The sequence below is a fragment of the Terrisporobacter sp. genome (genome assembly GCF_017888745.1).
Taxonomy (GTDB): Bacteria; Bacillota; Clostridia; order Peptostreptococcales; family Peptostreptococcaceae; genus Terrisporobacter.
Genome location: NZ_JAGHFM010000256.1, coordinates 1 through 17,601, shown reverse-complemented (window position 1 = coordinate 17,601; position 17,601 = coordinate 1). Strand labels below are relative to the sequence as shown.

The 17,601-nt window shown below is 29.3% G+C and carries 15 protein-coding genes, 1 pseudogene and 1 riboswitch; of the genes and pseudogenes, 15 read left to right on the top strand and 1 reads right to left on the bottom strand.

Translation table 11 applies throughout. The annotated features are described in order from the left end of the window. Window positions 1-124, bottom strand: a pseudogene (locus J7G74_RS16830) (sugar ABC transporter ATP-binding protein); the annotation flags it as partial. A gap of 270 nt (window positions 125-394) precedes the next feature. Here J7G74_RS16830 and J7G74_RS11665 point away from each other — a divergent pair. From J7G74_RS11665 to J7G74_RS11595, 15 genes are all read left to right on the top strand, one after another. Further along, window positions 395-1,714, top strand: a complete 1,320-nt coding sequence (locus J7G74_RS11665; RefSeq protein WP_297135533.1) for an amidohydrolase — start codon at window positions 395-397, stop codon at window positions 1,712-1,714. A 3-nt stretch (window positions 1,715-1,717) separates the two neighbouring features. Then, a complete protein-coding gene (locus tag J7G74_RS11660; RefSeq protein ID WP_297135531.1) occupies window positions 1,718-2,830 on the top strand; it encodes a BMP family ABC transporter substrate-binding protein in 1,113 nt (370 codons plus the stop codon). Window positions 2,831-2,893: 63 nt separating this feature from the next. Beyond that, a complete protein-coding gene (locus J7G74_RS11655; RefSeq protein WP_297135528.1) occupies window positions 2,894-4,447 on the top strand; it encodes an ABC transporter ATP-binding protein in 1,554 nt (517 codons plus the stop codon). After that, complete coding sequence (locus tag J7G74_RS11650) at window positions 4,440-5,528, top strand: ABC transporter permease (protein WP_297135525.1); 1,089 nt, start codon at window positions 4,440-4,442, stop codon at window positions 5,526-5,528. Before J7G74_RS11655 ends, J7G74_RS11650 begins: the two co-directional genes overlap by 8 nt. Then, window positions 5,528-6,445, top strand: a complete 918-nt coding sequence (locus tag J7G74_RS11645; RefSeq protein ID WP_297135523.1) for an ABC transporter permease — start codon at window positions 5,528-5,530, stop codon at window positions 6,443-6,445. Before J7G74_RS11650 ends, J7G74_RS11645 begins: the two co-directional genes overlap by 1 nt. Window positions 6,446-6,703: 258 nt before the next feature. After that, the gene (locus J7G74_RS11640; RefSeq protein WP_297135521.1) at window positions 6,704-7,084 is read left to right on the top strand and encodes a VOC family protein; all 381 of its coding nucleotides are present in this window, start codon (window positions 6,704-6,706) and stop codon (window positions 7,082-7,084) included. Window positions 7,085-7,492: 408 nt separating this feature from the next. After that, window positions 7,493-7,666, top strand: a riboswitch (cobalamin riboswitch). Window positions 7,667-7,823: 157 nt separating this feature from the next. Further along, window positions 7,824-8,747 (top strand): LysR family transcriptional regulator, encoded by a 924-nt coding sequence (locus J7G74_RS11635; RefSeq protein ID WP_297135518.1) that lies wholly within the window; start codon window positions 7,824-7,826, stop codon window positions 8,745-8,747. Next, complete coding sequence (locus J7G74_RS11630; RefSeq protein ID WP_297135517.1) at window positions 8,747-9,703, top strand: M14 family metallopeptidase; 957 nt, start codon at window positions 8,747-8,749, stop codon at window positions 9,701-9,703. The genes J7G74_RS11635 and J7G74_RS11630 overlap by 1 nt, the downstream gene beginning before the upstream one ends. Window positions 9,704-9,731: 28 nt before the next feature. Then, window positions 9,732-10,670: a nickel ABC transporter permease gene (gene nikB / locus J7G74_RS11625; protein ID WP_297135515.1), complete on the top strand. Its 939-nt coding sequence runs from the start codon at window positions 9,732-9,734 to the stop codon at window positions 10,668-10,670. Window positions 10,671-10,673: 3 nt separating this feature from the next. Next, entirely contained in the window at window positions 10,674-11,504 is an 831-nt protein-coding gene (gene nikC / locus J7G74_RS11620; RefSeq protein ID WP_297135513.1) for a nickel transporter permease, read from the top strand. 25 nt (window positions 11,505-11,529) lie between these two features. Continuing rightward, window positions 11,530-13,101 carry an ABC transporter substrate-binding protein gene (locus J7G74_RS11615; RefSeq protein WP_297135511.1) on the top strand — a complete coding sequence of 524 codons (1,572 nt, stop codon included), beginning with the start codon at window positions 11,530-11,532 and terminating at the stop codon, window positions 13,099-13,101. Window positions 13,102-13,122: 21 nt separating this feature from the next. Then, window positions 13,123-13,908: an ABC transporter ATP-binding protein gene (locus tag J7G74_RS11610; protein ID WP_297135509.1), complete on the top strand. Its 786-nt coding sequence runs from the start codon at window positions 13,123-13,125 to the stop codon at window positions 13,906-13,908. Next, window positions 13,901-14,875: an ABC transporter ATP-binding protein gene (locus J7G74_RS11605; RefSeq protein ID WP_297135506.1), complete on the top strand. Its 975-nt coding sequence runs from the start codon at window positions 13,901-13,903 to the stop codon at window positions 14,873-14,875. The genes J7G74_RS11610 and J7G74_RS11605 overlap by 8 nt, the downstream gene beginning before the upstream one ends. Further along, window positions 14,868-16,205 carry an MATE family efflux transporter gene (locus tag J7G74_RS11600; RefSeq protein ID WP_297135503.1) on the top strand — a complete coding sequence of 446 codons (1,338 nt, stop codon included), beginning with the start codon at window positions 14,868-14,870 and terminating at the stop codon, window positions 16,203-16,205. The genes J7G74_RS11605 and J7G74_RS11600 overlap by 8 nt, the downstream gene beginning before the upstream one ends. A gap of 243 nt (window positions 16,206-16,448) precedes the next feature. Beyond that, on the top strand, window positions 16,449-17,480 hold the full coding sequence (locus tag J7G74_RS11595; protein ID WP_297135501.1) for a PocR ligand-binding domain-containing protein: 1,032 nt from the start codon (window positions 16,449-16,451) through the stop codon (window positions 17,478-17,480). The last annotated feature ends 121 nt before the right edge of the window (window positions 17,481-17,601 follow it).

Sequence of the window (17,601 nt, the reverse complement as noted above, 5' to 3'; positions counted from 1 at the left end):
CTATAAAGTTCATTTGAGGAGCCCCTATAAATCCAGCAACGAACATGTTACTTGGATTAGCGTAAATTTCTTGAGGAGTACCTATTTGTTGAACTACACCATCTTTCATAACAACAATTCTATCAGCTTCGATTAATATATATAAGTAAAATAGCCAAATTTATTCAAAATTATATATCTAAAATATTGATTCATACTAAAATTAGAAATTTAAGTATGGGGGAAGAATAAAAAACAAACATTTTTATAGAAAAATCAAAAAATATACAGAAAAATACTAAAAAAAACAAAAATCGACAAAATTATATTGAATAATATTCATAAAGTATATATAATAAAAAATGTAATCGAACTAAACATATTCAAAAAAATAAAGTTCGAAAAGAGGTGTATTATGCAAGAAGCAATATTAGATAAGATTAATATAATTAAAAATCGAATAATTGAATTAAGTGAAGAAATTTATACAAATCCAGAGCTTGGTTTTAAAGAGTTCGAAACTAACAAATTAATTTGCAAAATACTTGATGAATATAATTTATCTTATAAATCAGATATAGCAATAACAGGAATAAAATCAACCATAGATTCTAAAAAAGAAGGTCCGCATATTGCTCTTTTATGTGAATTAGATTCTGTGCCATCAACAGATCATACATATTTAGGTAAAAAAGATAACTGTGCTCATTCTTGTGGTCATTATGCTCAAGTAGGTGTGATGCTTGGAACGTTTATTGCTCTAAAAGAAGCAAATGTTTTAGATAAACTTGGAGGAAAAATATCCTTTATAGGAACACCAGCAGAAGAATATTGTGATTTTGAATACCGTGAAAATTTAGTTAAAGAAAATAAGATTTCTTATATGTCTGGTAAACAAGAAATGATAAAATTAAATGCTTTTAATGATATAGACTTAGTTTTATCATGCCACTCAATGCCACCTAGTTATGAGGGATACTTATCTGAAGTTAATTCTAGTTTAAATGGATTCTTAGGTAAGAAAATTATATTTAAAGGAGTTTCTACTCATGCAGGGTTCAGTCCTTGTGATGGTGTAAATGCTTTAAATGCTGCAAATGTTGCACTAAATGCAATAAGTTATTTAAGAGAAACTTTTAAAGAAGAAGATTGTATAAGAGTTCATTATGTAATAAGTGAAGGTGGAGCAGGAGTAAATTCAGTTCCAGATAGAGTAGTAATTGACATGTACATAAGAGCAAGAACTCTAGATGCTATTAAAGATGTAGATACAAAAGTAGACAGAGCATTAAGAGGTGGTGCTTTAGCTATTGGAGCTGACGTTGAGATCATGAATACTGGTGGATACTTACCACTTATACAAGATGATAAACTTACAGAAATAGTAAAGGATAATATATTAAAGTTTGTAGAAGAAGATAAAATCTTAAAAGATTGTCATTCATTTGCAAGTGGAGATATGGGAGACTTATCTTACTTATTGCCAACTGTTCAAATTGGTGTATCAGGATTTGCTGGTAGAATTCATGGAAATGACTTTAGAACAGAGGATAAATATTTAGCTTATGAATTACCAATAAAATATTTTGCTGAAACAGTTCTAGATTTACTAGAAAATGATGCAAAAAAAGCAAATGAGATATTATCAAATTATAAGCCCAGGCTTACGTTTGATGAATATATAAAACTATTAAATGACACAAATAAGACAAATGTGTACAACGCGGAGGTTTAGTAAATGTTTAAGAAAAAAATATTATCAACTCTACTAGCAGTAGGATTAAGTGCTACTTTTTTAGTAGGATGTGGTGCTGGAGGAGATGAAACAGCTTCAAGTTCAGACAAAGTAAATGTTAAATTATTAGTAACAGGAGCTTTAGGTGACAAAGGAATCAATGATTCAGCAAATGCAGGTGCAGAAAAAATAAAAGAGCAATTTGGTGATAAAGTTGATGTTGAAGTAGTAGAAATGGGATTTGATCAAACTAAATTTGAGCCAGCTTTAATAGATGCATCAGAATCAGATGCTGACGTTATAATAACTGGTGGTTGGGATATGAAAGAACATGTTGAAAATACAGCAGAGCAATATCCAGATAAAAAATTCTTAATATATGATACAGATGTAAATTATGATGAGTACAACTTAGAAAATGTATACTCAATGACATACAAACAAAATGAAGCAGGATTCTTAGCTGGAACATTAGCAGCTTTAGTTACTACAAGTGATATGGAACTTGCTAACCCAGAGAAAGTTATAGGATTTGTTGGTGCTAGAGATACATCAGCAGTTATAAATGACTTCTTAGTAGGATATATAGAAGGAGCTAAATTCGTAGATAAAGATATGAAAGTTGAAGTTGCTTATGTAGGATCATTTACTGATACTGCAAAAGCTAAAGAATTAACATTAGCTCAATATTCAAATGGAGCTGACGTAGTATTCACATCAGCAGGACCAGCTTCAGCAGGTTCAGTAGAAGCAGCTAGAGATTCTAAAAAATATGTAATAGGTGTGGATAGTGACCAAGCTTTAGCTTACGAAGGAAAAGAAGAGCAAAAATATATAATATCTTCAGCTTTAAAAAGAGTTGATAACTCATTAGCTTTAACAATGGAATCTTTCTTAAATGATAAATTAGAATTCAACAGCCATAATGTACTTGGAGCAAAAGAAGGTGTTATAGAATTAGCTGAAAATGATATATACACTTCTACAGTTAAAGAGGAAATAAGAAATAAAGTTGCTGAAACAACTGAACAATTAAAATCAGGAAAAATAACTGTTAACACAGCTTTAGGTATGAAAGAAGCTAAATTAAAAGAAATAATAAACAGCGCAAAATAGCAACCTTTGCCTTGCTATGCTTATGGCGCACAAACGAAAAATCTAAGGATAAAGGTGAGTTAGATGAATAAAGAAATATTAAGAGTAAGTAATTTAACAAAAGTTTATCCTGGTGGTGTAGTTGCAAACTACAATGTAAATATTGCTATAAATGAAGGAGAGGTTCATGCACTTATAGGTGAAAATGGTGCAGGAAAATCAACTTTAATGAAAATGCTATTTGGAATGATACCACAAACTAGTGGAGATATATATGTAAGTGGAGAAAAGGTAAACTTTACTTCATCTAAACAAGCTTTAGAAAAAGGTATAGGGATGGTGCATCAGCATTTTATGCTGGTGCCTTCTTTAACTGTGGCAGAAAACCTAATTTTAGGACATGAAACATCTAAATCAGGATTTATAAATATAGAAGAAGCCGTAAGACAAACAGAAGAAATCTCTAAGAAATACAACTTAAAAGTTGATGCTAGAGCTAGAGTAAAAGACATTTCAATAGCAATGAAACAAAAACTAGAAATATTAAAAGCTTTATACAGAGGAGCAAAAATATTAATACTAGATGAACCAACAGCAGTACTTACACCTCAGGAAATAGAAGAATTATTTAAACAATTAAAATTATTAAAAAAACAAGGATATACAATCATATTTATATCTCACAAACTTCATGAAATAAAGGAACTTTGTGATAGATTAACTGTTTTAAGAGATGGACAAACAATGGGAACTTACTCAGTTAGTGAACTTTCTGAACAAGAAATATCAAAATTAATGGTTGGTCGTGATGTAGATTTAAACATTGAAAAAACTGAAAGAGATTTTAAAGATGCAGTTTTAAAGGTTAATAATTTAACTGTTAAAAACTCATTCCAAAATGTAGTAGTAAATAATGTTAGCTTTACAGTGAGAGAAGGACAAATACTAGGTATAGCAGGTATAGAAGGAAATGGACAATCAGAACTTGTAAATGCCATAGTAGGAACTACTCCTATTGTAAGTGGAAAAATAGCATTAGGAGAAAATGATATTACTAAAGAGTCTATATTAAAAAGACAAGAACTTGGAATATCTCACGTATCTGAAGATAGATTACACTATGGTAGTGCACCAAATCTTTCAATAGAAGATAATGCAATATCTAAAATATATGCATCTAAAGAATTAAATAATAAAGGATTATTAAACTTAACAAAAGTAAAAGAATTTACAACTAATCTAGTAAAAGAATTTATAGTAAAACATGATACTACAAAGCAAGCTATAAAAGATTTATCTGGAGGTAATATCCAAAAGGTTATAGTTGGACGTGAATTCTTATACGATCCAAAACTTTTAATAGTTAACCAACCAACTCGTGGGATAGATGTTGGAGCTATAGAATTTATAAGACACAAAATATTAGATATGAGAGAAGCTAAAAAAGCTATACTTCTTATATCATCAGATTTAGGAGAAGTTTTATCTTTAAGTGATAGCATAATTGTTATGCACGAAGGTAAAATAGTTGGTTATATTGAAGATGCTAAAAATGTAACTGAAGAAGAATTAGGTCTTTACATGCTAGGAGTTAAGCATGATAGTGATGAGATAATCGGAGGTGCTTATTATGCATAAAGACAAAAAATTTAATGTATTAAAATATTTTGATTTATTAAGACTATTTGTTGCTATAGGTATAGCACTTTTAATAACAACAGGAATAATATTTTTAGTTAGTGAAAATCCAACTAAAGCATTATCTACTTTACTTGTAGGACCAGTAAGTTCAAAAAGATATTTATTTAATGTTCTTGAAATGATGGTTCCATTAATGTTTACAGGTTTATCATTAAGTTTAGTTTTTAAATCAGGAAACTTCTCAATGATAACAGATGCATCTTTCTATATGGGTGCTGTAATTGCTTCCTTTGTAGCAATAATGATACCACTACCAGCAGGAATACATCCAATGGTTGCTATAGTAATAGCAGGTTTCATAGGAGGAATTATAGGGAGTATACCAGCATTTTGTAAAGTTAAATACAAAGCAAACGAGCTTGTTACGTCTTTAATGCTTAACTATGTATTTTTCTACACAGGACTTTATATAATAAATAAATTTGTAGTAGATAGACAAGCAAGTAACTTTGCGTCGCTTAAGTTCTTAAAAACAGCAGGACTTTCTACTATAGTTAGTGGGACAAGACTTCATAGTGGATTTATAATGGCTATTGTAGTTTGTATATTACTTTTCATATTCTTAACTCGTACTAAATGGGGTTATGAAATAAGAATAGTAGGTTCTAATCCAGAGTTTGCAAGATTCTCAGGGATAAATACTAAAAAAGTAATACTTTATACTTCGTTTATATCAGGATTTATAGCGGCGATAGGTGGTGCTATAGAAAAATTAGGTATGTATAGACGTTTTCAATGGTCTCAAGCTCCAACATATGCTTGGGATGGAGTTATAATATCTATACTTTCATCTAATAATCCAATATTTATACCATTAGCAGCATTTTTCTTATCATATGTTCGTGTTGGTGCAGATATAATGTCAAGACAAACAGATGTACAAAATGAAATAGTTGCTCTTATACAAGGTGTAATAATCCTTTTAGTTACAGCTGAAAGATTCTTATACTTTATAAAACAAAGAAAAGAAAGCCAATTAGCTTTAGAAAACAATGAAAACAAAGGGGGCGATAAGTAATGGAAGCTCTATTTGATATTTTATTAAAAGATGGTTTCTGGTTCGCTGTTATAAGATCAACAACTCCTATATTATTAACAACTTTAGGAGCTATGATAGCAGCTCGTGCAGGAGCTAGAAATATAGCATTAGAAGGTACAATGTTAACAGCATCATTTGTTGGGGTAGCAGCTAGTCACTTTACACAGAGTGCGTTTGCAGGCTTAGCATTTGCAGTGCTTTCAGGAATCATAATGAGTAATATAATTGCTTATTTCGCTCTTAAATTAAAGTCTAATATAATTATATCTGGTATATCATTAAACTTAATGGCATCAGGTATGACAGTATTTGGTTTATATTTATTAACAGGAGATAAAGGAGCATCAACTTCTTTAAACTCTTTAGTTTTACCTAGTATAAATATACCTATAATAGAAAATATACCTGTAGTGGGTAGTATATTATCAGGGCACAATATATTAACTTATGTGGCACTAATATTAGTACTCCTTGTTTGGGTGATGTTCAAATATACTAAACTAGGACTTAGAATTAAAGCAGTTGGAGAAAATCCAGAAGCAGCTGAATCTGTAGGTATTAGTGTTAACAGAGTAAAATATATAGCACTTACTATGAGTGGTGCATTAGCAGCTCTTGGTGGAGCTTTCTTGTCTATGGGATATGTAACTTTATTTTCAGCAGGTATGACTTCAGGTAGAGGATATATAGCACTAGCAACTCAAGCTATGGCAGGATCTAATCCAGTGGTAGGATTACTAACGTCTGGACTATTTGGATTTGCAGAAAGTATGAGTAACTACTTACAAGGGGCAAGTCTTCCAATTGAATTTATTCAAATGTTACCATATCTTGCAATAGTAGTTATATATGTAGTTTATTGTGCTAATAAGACTAAAAAAGAAAATAGTTTATAAGAATTATTGAATTTAATAAAAGTAATAAATACTTGAGCAACGGACAGAGTCGTTGGTGACATGAAGTGTAGCGCCCACACAGTGGCTTAAGCAAAGCGAATTTTGAGCAACGGACAAAGTCGTTGGCTACATGAGCAAAGCGATTTTTTTTATTAATTAATAACTTTTAATACAGAAATCTACTATATTAGTTTAATGATCAACTTATTAATATAGTAGATTTTTTTAAATAATTAAGATATTTAAGGAGAGAAATAAATGATAAACAAAATAGCTAAAGTAACAATTTATGTAAATAACCAAGATGAAGCTAAAAAGTTTTGGACAGAAAAATTAAACTTCGTAACTAAAATAGATGAAACAGAAGGTCCATTAAGATGGATAGAAATAGCTCCAAAGGAAAGTGAATGGGTAACTATGGTTTTATATGATAAAAATCTTATGAAATCTCAATTTCCAAATGCTAATGTAGATTATAAAACTGTTATATTAAGTACAGAAGATTTAGATAAAGCTTATGATGAAATGAAAACTAATGGTGTTGAAGTGACGGATATAGTGACTATGCCTTATGCTAGATTATTTACTTTTAAAGATCAAGATAATAACGAATATTTATTAAGGGAAGATAAATTTTAATTAAAGAGTTCGTTATATGTATAGATAACTTTGTACATATAACGGACTTTTTCTATTATATAGTATAATTGGAGTATTATATCATAATCTTATATTCCCTAAAATAATAAATTTTCTTAGCACTTAATCAAGTAAAATAATAATTCTAATTTGGAATTAAAATACAAAAGTGATAACTTCTTTTAATAAGCTTACAGGCTAAGCAATAACTATTATCAAAAATGAGAATTAAATATTTGACATAAAAAAACATAATTCTCAACATTAAATAAAATTTTATATCAAAAAAATACATGTAAACGGTTATAAAATAAATATATTAATAACATATTGGAATGTTAGCAAATGAAATAATATGAGACAAATTGTACAATAATGTGTTATATTTTTTATATACTGTAATGATACAATTTAAAATTTTATAAAAGTTCCTATGAGATTAATAGGGAAATTGGTGTGAATCCAATGCGATCCCGTCACTGTGATAAAGGGTTTGTTTTTATACCACTGAACAAATAGTTTGGGAAGGGAAAATAAACTATGCTTTTTAGCCAGGAGACCTGCTTTTATAATATTATATGAACTACCTACGGTGAATAGGTGTGTTCTAAAAACAACCTTTTATAAGGTTTATTTTTCGTACACACTTTTATAAGAAGTGTGTTTTTTATTGTAGGTAAATTATATCTTATGAGTTAGAAATTTACTAAAAAATAGATAGGATGAAGAGGGAATTTTTATGGATGTTAAACAATTACAATATTTTGTTGTTAGTGTGGATATGGGGAGTTTCCATTCAGCAGCAGAATCATTAATCACAACACAGCCAAATGTGAGTAAAATAGTAAAATCTTTGGAAGCAGAATTAAATATGACACTGCTAAATCGTAATAGAAATGGTGTAACTATTACCCCAGAGGGTGAAAAAATATATGATTATGCTATTGAAGTGTTAAAAAATATGAAAAAAATCAATAATTTAAAAGAAGAACAGGATATAGATAAACTATCTATTTGTAGTGTTCCTAGCAATAAGCTATCAACCTTCCTATCTGAATTTTATAATAGTAGTTTGAATAAAAATATAAAAATAGAATTCTGTGAAAGTAACGTGGAAGACATTATGAAAAAAATACATAGAAGAGAGGCAGAATTAGGGTTTGTATATATATCAAAACGTAATATGTCAGCTTTTAAGAAAAAAATTAGATGTAAAGGAATTCAATACTTTGAGTTAAGGAAGACTCCTTTGTGTTTATTTGTTGGAGAAAAAAATAGCTTATACAAAAATAAAGAAATTGATGAAAAAGTAGTACATGACACTAAGTTAATACAACATTATGAAGATCAATACTCAATATTTAACCATTTAGGACATTTGAAGGAAGATACTTTTTATATGGGTGCAAACACTTCTATATCTTATACAAATAGTGATCACTTCTTAATTCAATTAATAAAAAATACAGATTTTTGTTCAATAGGGACTACTTTTATTAAAGAAAAGTATGAAGAACATGGAATAAAGGCAATACCTATAGTATCTTGTGAGCAGAAGATTTCTTTTGGCTATATTAAGCGTACTAGAGATGAGTTATCAAATATAGGAAGAGAATTTATTGAATACTTAGAAAATAATAATAATGTAAAAGGAGATATTTAATGGCAAGTATAAAAATACAAAACTTAAGTGTAGATATGGGATGTAAAGTTTCTGGATATATTAAAGTTACAAATACAGAATTATTGTTGCCAATAACTTTGATTTCTGGGAAGAGGGAAGGTAAAAATGTTTTAATAACTGGTGGAATACATAACTCAGAGTATGTAGGAATACAAGCAGCTATAGAGCTGGCAGATGAGATCAATCCTGAGGATATATGTGGTAATGTCATAATTATGCCTCTTATAAATAGAACTGGGTTTGAGAATAGAACAATGAGTTTAACTTACGAAGATAACAAAAATTTAAATAGAGAATTCCCTGGAAATAAAGAAGGGACTTTAAGTGAAAGAATAACTTATTTTATAGAAAAAGAGTTATTTTCAATATCAGATTACTATATTGATTTACATTGTGGTGATGGATATGAGGACTTAATACATTATGTTTATTGTCAAGGAAAGGCTAATGATGAAATCAAATATTGGTCTAGAAAAATGGCTGAAGCTGTTAATGTTGATTACATAGTCGAGTCCCAATCTGATAAAGGTGGAGCTTATAATTATGCAGGAAGTATAGGTTTACCAGGAATCTTACTTGAAAGAGGTTGTATGGGAAAATGGAGCAAAGAAGAAGTAGAAGCTGATAAAAGAGATGTAGAAAGTGTACTTTCTGTTCTTGGAGTATTAGATAAGGAAAACTTATTAGAAAATAATAACGCTAAGTTTATAACAAATACAATTTATGAAAATTCAAAGTATACAGGATGTTGGTATCCAAACTATAAATCAGGAGATTTTTTCAAAAGGGGAGATATATTAGGAACTGTTAAAGATTATTTTGGTAATACACTAGATATTTGTACAGCGAAAGTAGATGGAGTGATTTTATATCAAACTGGAAGTCTTTCATTATTAAAAGATGGACCAATGATAGCTTATGGAGAGCTTGTATAAGATAGACAAATTTTAGGGGGAGGATATTTTGAGTAAGAAACAACTAATAAATAGACTAATTCAAGTTATAGTAGTTTTATTTGGAATCAGTTTTTTTACATTTGGGCTAACATATTTAGCGCCGGGAGACCCCGTTAAAACAATGTATGCATCCACAGGTATGATGCCAAGTCCAGAAGTAATAGAACAAACAAGAGAAGCTATGGGTCTTAACAAATCTTTTTTAGTTCAATATTTTGACTGGCTGATTTCTTGTATAAAAGGTGATTTTGGAACATCATATTCTATGAAAAAACCTGTTGTAGATATTATGTTGACAAAATTAGTACCTACATTAAAGCTAGCTTTTACTTCATTATTCATAATGATATGTATATCAATTCCATTTGGTGTGTTAGCAGCTATTAAGAAAAATAAAATAGTTGATTATATAATAAGAGGATTTACTTTTCTAGGAATTTCAATACCAAATTTTTGGGTGGGAATGATACTTTTATATGTAATAGCATTAAAATTAAAAATTCTTCCTGTAGTATCTATTGGAGATGGACTTGAAAAAATAATTTTGCCATCGCTAACATTGGCTTTTGCAATGGCAGCCAAGTATACAAGACAAGTAAGAACTATTATTTTGGAAGAGTTAAATAAAGATTATGTAATAGGGGCAAAAGCAAGGGGAATAAATAGTAAAACAATTCTTTGGAAGCATATATTTCCAAACTCTTTACTACCACTTTTGACATTAATAGGTTTATCTTTAGGTTCCTTATTAGGTGGTACGGATGTAGTTGAAGTTATATTTTCATATCCAGGATTAGGTAATATGGCTGTATCAGCTATAACATCTTATGATTATCCCTTAATTCAAGCTTATGTACTTTGGATTGCACTAATATATATGATTTTAAATCTAATCATAGATATTTCTTATAGCTATTTAGATCCAAGAATTAGAGAGAGGGGATAGAGGATGAATAAGTTTAAAGAGTTTATAAAAAAGAATAAACTATTTACTGCATTTTCAATAATTATTGTATTAATTATATTAGTTGCAGTATTTGCACCCAATATAGCACATTATAGTCCTTATGAATCAAACTTAGGAAATGCTTTTTTACCACCAAGTAAAGAGCATATTTTTGGAACAGATAAATTAGGACGAGATATTTTTTCTCGTGTAATATATGGAACAAGAATATCTTTAACGTCAGCATTAATACTAGTTATTTCTACTTTTTTAATAGGAACAGTTTTAGGTGTTTTAGCAGGATATTTTAATGGTATAGTTGATGATATTATAATGAGAATTTCAGATATGATGATTTCATTTCCGGGTATGATTCTTGCAATTGCTATGGCAGGAATCATGGGCTCAAGTATTAAAAATGCAATTATTGCAATTATGATAGTCAGTTGGACCAAGTATGCAAGACTTACAAGAAGCTTAGTCTTAAAAGTGAAAAATGAAGATTATGTATATGCTGCAAAAGTATCAGGAGGAAAAACAATACATATATTAGTAAGACATATTGTTCCTAATATTTTACCAACATTAATAGTTACTGCTTCCACAGATATTGGAACTATGATATTAGAACTTGCGGGACTTTCATTTTTAGGTTTTGGAGCTCAATCACCTACACCGGAGTGGGGATTAATGTTAAATGAAGGTAGAGCTTATATGTTAGACAGTCCATGGTTAATGATTTATCCAGGGCTTGCAATATGTATAGTAGTAGTAGCTTTCAATCTTTTAAGTGATAGCTTAAGAGATATTTTAGATAAAAAAGAAATTTGCTAGGGGAAATATAGAAGGGGAGATTAGAATGATTAAAACAGTTAAAAAAGTATTATGTGTAGCAATGCTTACAGCAATGACATCTACTATGATGGTTGGATGTAACTCAACAAATTCTTCAAAAGATGATAGTACGACATTAAACTTTGGATGTACTAAGTTTTCAGACTCACTAGATCCATCAGCAATGCCTAACGCAGCATGGAGTGTTTCTCGTTATGCTATAGGGGAAGGTTTATTTAGATTTGATGATGAAATGAATGCAGTTAATTATCTATGTGATGATTATTCTGTTGATGATAGTCACACGACTTGGAAATTTCATATTAGAGAAAATCTTAAATTCTCAAATGGAAAGGAAGTAACAGCCTCATCAGTAGTTGATTCTATTGAATACATATATAAACAAGAAAAAAGTGGCAAAGGAAGTTCAACACCTTCTGTATATATGACATATGATTCAATTACTGCAGATGATGATTCAAGAACAGTAACTATAGTAACAAGTAAGTCTTATGCAGATTTAACAAAAGTTTTAGCACATCCATATTTTGTTATATTAGATATGGAATCAGATTTAGATGAAAATCCAGTGGGAACAGGACCATATGCAATATCTAAATACGATACAGGGGTTTCCTTATCTATGGTAGCTAATGAGCATTATTGGAAAGAAGAAGTGCCTTATGAAAAATTAAATATAACTTTTATTGATGATAGTACGACAAAAGCTATGGCACTTCAAAATGGAGATGTTGATATAGTTGAAAATATAACAACAGCAAATGATTTATCGTCTTTAAAAGATGATTCTAATTATAATGTATCTCAGACAGCAGGGGTTAGAATTGGTTTTTCTTATATGAATCAAGCTGGTGTGCTTAAAAATGAGAACTTAAGAAAAGCAGTTCTTATGGCAATAGATGATGATACTATGTGTAATACAACTGTAGGTGGAATGTACACTCCAGGATTTTCAGTTTTACCTTCATCTTTAGACTATAACCATGACAAGTTAAAAGATACAACACCATTTAATATTCAAGAAGCTAAGAAAATCTTAGATGATGCAGGAATAGTTGATAGTGATAATAATGGATACAGAGAATTAGATGGAAAAGAAATTAATTTAAGTTATTATACATATGACAGTAGAAATTTAGTTGATTTTACTGAAGCTATAGCAAGTTCTTTAGAACATATAGGCATAAAAGTTACTGTAAATAAAACAGATGCAGATACTGAATGGAATATGCTTGTCACTGGAGAATATGACTTGCTTGCTACTAACTGGATGACAGTACAAGATGGTGACCCATATGGTTATTTAGAAAACTGGTATAGCAAATCAAATGCAAACTACTGTGCTTATAAAAGTGATGAGTATGATAAATTATATGAAAATTTAGCAGATGAAATGGATGAAGAAAAACGTAAAGAGATAGTACAAAAACTACAACAAATTTTAATTGATGATTCTGCTGTCTTAGTACATGGATACTATAATAGTAATATGTGTAGTAACACTTATGTTACCGGAGCTAATATAAGTATAGCTGACTACTATTGGATAAGTACAAATATGAAACCAGCTGAGTAGTAAAATGTTTGGGAGGTTTTTATGTTAAATATAAAAAATATTACAATACAGTATGGTAAAAAGAAACCTGTTATCGAGGATTTTGACCTTAATATAAATCAAGGTGAAATCATAAGTATTGTAGGGGAGAGTGGAAGTGGAAAAACTACGCTTATAAGGAGTATAGCAGGTCTACTTCCAGGAGAAGGCAAGGTTATAAAGGGAAATATAACGTTCCAAGACGAGTCATTACTAAACTTTTCTGAAGATAAGTGGAATGAATATCGAGGGACTAAACTTTCTATGATATTCCAAGATTGTGGCTCAATGCTAAATCCAATTAGAAAAATAGGAGCTCAGTTTGTTGAATATATTTTAACTCATGAAAAAATGTCTAAAAAGGAAGCTTATGATAAAGCTACCCAAATGTTATATAAAATGAGATTATCAAATATAAATAATATTATGAATAGTTATCCATTTCAATTAAGTGGGGGCATGCGTCAAAGAGTAGGTATTGCTATGGCAATGACTTTTAAACCAAAATTATTAATAGCCGATGAACCTACAAGTGCTCTTGATGTAACTACTCAAGCTCAAATTATTAGTCAAATGATTGAGCTTAGAGATAAGTATAATACAAGCATAATAATAGTTACTCATAACTTAGGAGTAGCTACATATATGGCAGATAAAATAGTAGTAATGAAAGATGGAAAAATAGTAGAGCAAGGTAATAAATTTAAAATATTACATAGTCCAAAAAGTGATTATACAAAAAAACTTTTAGATTCTGTTCCAGTTATGGAGGGAAAGAGATATGTCTAAAGGAAATGAAGTTGTACTAGAACTAAAAAATGTAACTAAGATATTTAAAACTCACAATAATAATATGTTAACTGCTTGTAGAGACATTTCCCTTAATTTTTATAAGGGAGAAACTCTTGGCATAGTAGGAGAAAGTGGATGTGGAAAAAGTACATTAATGAAAATGATTATGCAGCTAGAAGATCCTACTGATGGAGAAATAATTTATCGTGGTCAAAATATAACAAAGTTAAAAGGGGAAAAATTACGTTTAAATAGACGTAATATTCAAATGGTATTTCAAGATCCTACAACATCATTTAATCCAAGAATGAAAATAAGAGATATAATATGTGAACCTCTTATAAATTTTGGATTAATTAAAAGATGTGAAAGAGATGAAGTAGCAAAGAAATATTTAGATATGGTGGAGCTTTCAGAAGATTTCCTACATCGCTATCCACATAATATGAGTGGAGGACAACGTCAACGTATAGGAATAGCTAGGGCTTTAGCTTTAAATCCAGAAGTTATAATATTTGATGAGTCTACTTCTGCACTAGATGTTTCTATCCAAAAAAGTATACTAGAGCTTATAACTAAACTTCAAAGAGAAAATGATATTACAATAGGGTTTGTCTGTCATGATATAGCATTGGTTACTCAAATATGTCATCAGGTAGTAGTAATGTACCTTGGAAATATTGTTGAAATAATACCAGGTGAAAAATTATACAAATATGCTACCCATCCTTATACTAAGACTTTAATATCATCAGTATTTGATTTGAATATGGATTTTAGCAAAAAAATAAATTGTATCAGTGGAGATGTTCCAAGCCCTATAGATAGACCTATAGGTTGTCCTTTTGAAAATTGTTGTGAATCTGCTATGGAAATATGTAAGAAACAAATACCTAAATTAAGAGAATTATCTAAGAATCATTATATAGCATGTCATCTTGATTTGGGAGAGAAAAATGAATAGTTATAGTCTTACTAAAGGTAGTATAGGAAAAAGTTTATTATTTTTCTTACTACCTATTTTAACCAGTTCATTAATCCAACAATTATATAGTACTGTTGACTTAATTTTTGTTGGGAGATTTTGTGGTACAGAGTCAACGGCGGCCATAGGAGCAAGTAATTTAATTATTACTTGTCTTATAGGTTTTTTCAATGGAATGGCAGTTGGAACAAATGTGGTAGCAGCTCACATATATGGAGAAGAAAATGAGTCTGATTTAAAAAAGGTAATAGATATAGTTTTTATTGCAGGAAGTATAGGTGGAGCTATATTAATGTTTATTGGAATGTTTTTTGCGCCTACTTTTCTAAGATGGATGAATACGCCAACAAGTATTATGGATATAGCTGTTAGATATTTAAGAATATATATGATGAGTATGATTTCCATAGTTTTATATAATCTTTGTTCCGGTATTTTAAGAGCTATAGGAGATTCCAAATCACCTATGATTTTTCAAATTATAGGTGGTGCTACTAATATAATTGCAGATATAATATTTATTGTTTTTTTCAAAATGGGAGTGGAAGGCGCTGCAATAGGTACATTCTTATCTCAGACTCTTGCTGCTATTCTTTCCATTATATATATTTGTAGATACACGTCAAAAGTTAACTTTGATATTAGTTTTAAAAATTTTGATAACAAACTATTTAATAGGATACTTACTATAGGTGTACCAGCAGGAATTCAATCTATAGTTATTACTCTATCGAATATTATCATCCAATCTAATATAAATGGATTTGGAGTAGATTCAATTGCTGCTTTTACTGCTTATTTCAAAATAGAAATGATAATATATTTACCAATACTAGCTCTAGGTCAGGCAGTAGTTTCTTTTGTTGGGCAAAATTATGGTGCTAAACAATATGATAGGATAAAAAAAGGGGTGAAGTACTCTATAATTTATAGTGTCATAGTAACTATAATAGTAAGTAGTTCAATAATGTTAACTTCATCATTTTTTGTAGGTCTATTTACACAAAATAGTGAAGTTATTGCCCTTGGAACTAGGATTATTAGAACTAGTTTTCCTTTTTACTTTTTATATGCCATATTAGAATGCTTGAGTTGTTTAATAAGAGGTAAGGGTAAATCTATACCACCTATGATTATTACTTTGTTTAGTTTTTGTGGAATTAGGATTATATTTCTGATATATATGCTTAGCAAATGGTATGATTTAAAAAGTATAGCTATTAGCTATCCTGTATCTTGGGCTATAGCAGCCTTACTTACTGCTTTATATGTAAAAATAAATTCTAGTAAAAATTTAGATAATGCATAATTGTATATACAGAATTTTGTTCAATAGGTAGTAGTTTTATTAAAGATAAGTATGAATATTATGGAATACGCTCAATTCCTATTTATCCTTGTGAATAGCAAATTTTTTTGATATATTAAACGTAACAGGGATGAATTATCAGATATAGGGAAGGACTTTATAGAATATTTGAAAAGTGAGATTGATGTAACTTGATTATAAGAAAAGTAACATAACTATATTATACTTGGGGGAACTTTTATAATGGGAAAAGACAGCATAAATTTAGAAAAAATAATAGATTTTAAGAAGTGGCAGAAGCTACAAGATGATATATTTTCAGTTACTAATATGGCCATTATTAGTGTAGATTATAAAGGAAATCCAGTAACCAAACATAGTGGTTGTTCTAAATTTTGTGAATCAGTAAGAAATCATCCTCATATGGTAAAATACTGTCAAAAATGTGATGCAAGAGGTGGATTAGAGGCTGTACGATTAAATGAACCTTATATATATTTATGTCACTACAATATAATTGATGTTGCTATACCCATTATAATTGATGGAAAGTATATGGGAGCTATAATGGCAGGTCAAGTAAAATTATTAGAAGATAAAACAAAAGACATGGAGAAAATAATTAGTACATCACATGATAGTATAGCCAATGAAGTCTTGGAAGAGTTTAAAGATTACTACGAAGAACTTCCAATACTTACTTATGAGCAAGTAAAAAATATTGCCAATATGTTATCTTCTTTATGTAATTACTTAGTAGAAGAAGCTTTGGATAAAAATTTAATATTAGAAATGTATAAAAAGTCAATTAGCTCAAATAAAATGTTAGATTCTAGTACATTTGAAGGATATACAGTAAATAATATTGAGAATATTAAAAGGGAAATTTCAAATGCCATGCTAGATTCCTATGTACCTGATAGTGAAGTAGAAAATATAAATAAAAATATAAGCTCTACTCTAAAGCCTGCAATAGAATATATTTATAAGAATAAAAGTGAAAATATAACTGTTGAGAAGTTAGCTAAAGTATGCCATGTAAGTCAAAGTTATTTTAGTAGATTGTTTTCAAAAGAAATGGGAGAAAGTTTTTCTAACTACATATCAAAACTTAAAATTAAATGGTCTAAAAATCTTTTAGAAGAAACTGATTTAACTATTAATGAAATAAGTGAAGATCTTGGATTCAATGAAACAGGATATTTTATAAAAATATTTAAGAAATATGAGGGAGTTACTCCGTCTGTATATAGAAAATACTATAAAAATAAATAATTAACAAAATTAATGAATTTTTAAGATGATTATAGTAAAGCTGTAAGGCAAATAATTTATATTTATTTACCTTACAGTTTTTTTATTATTATGGATAATCATATTTCAGGTAAAGTATATT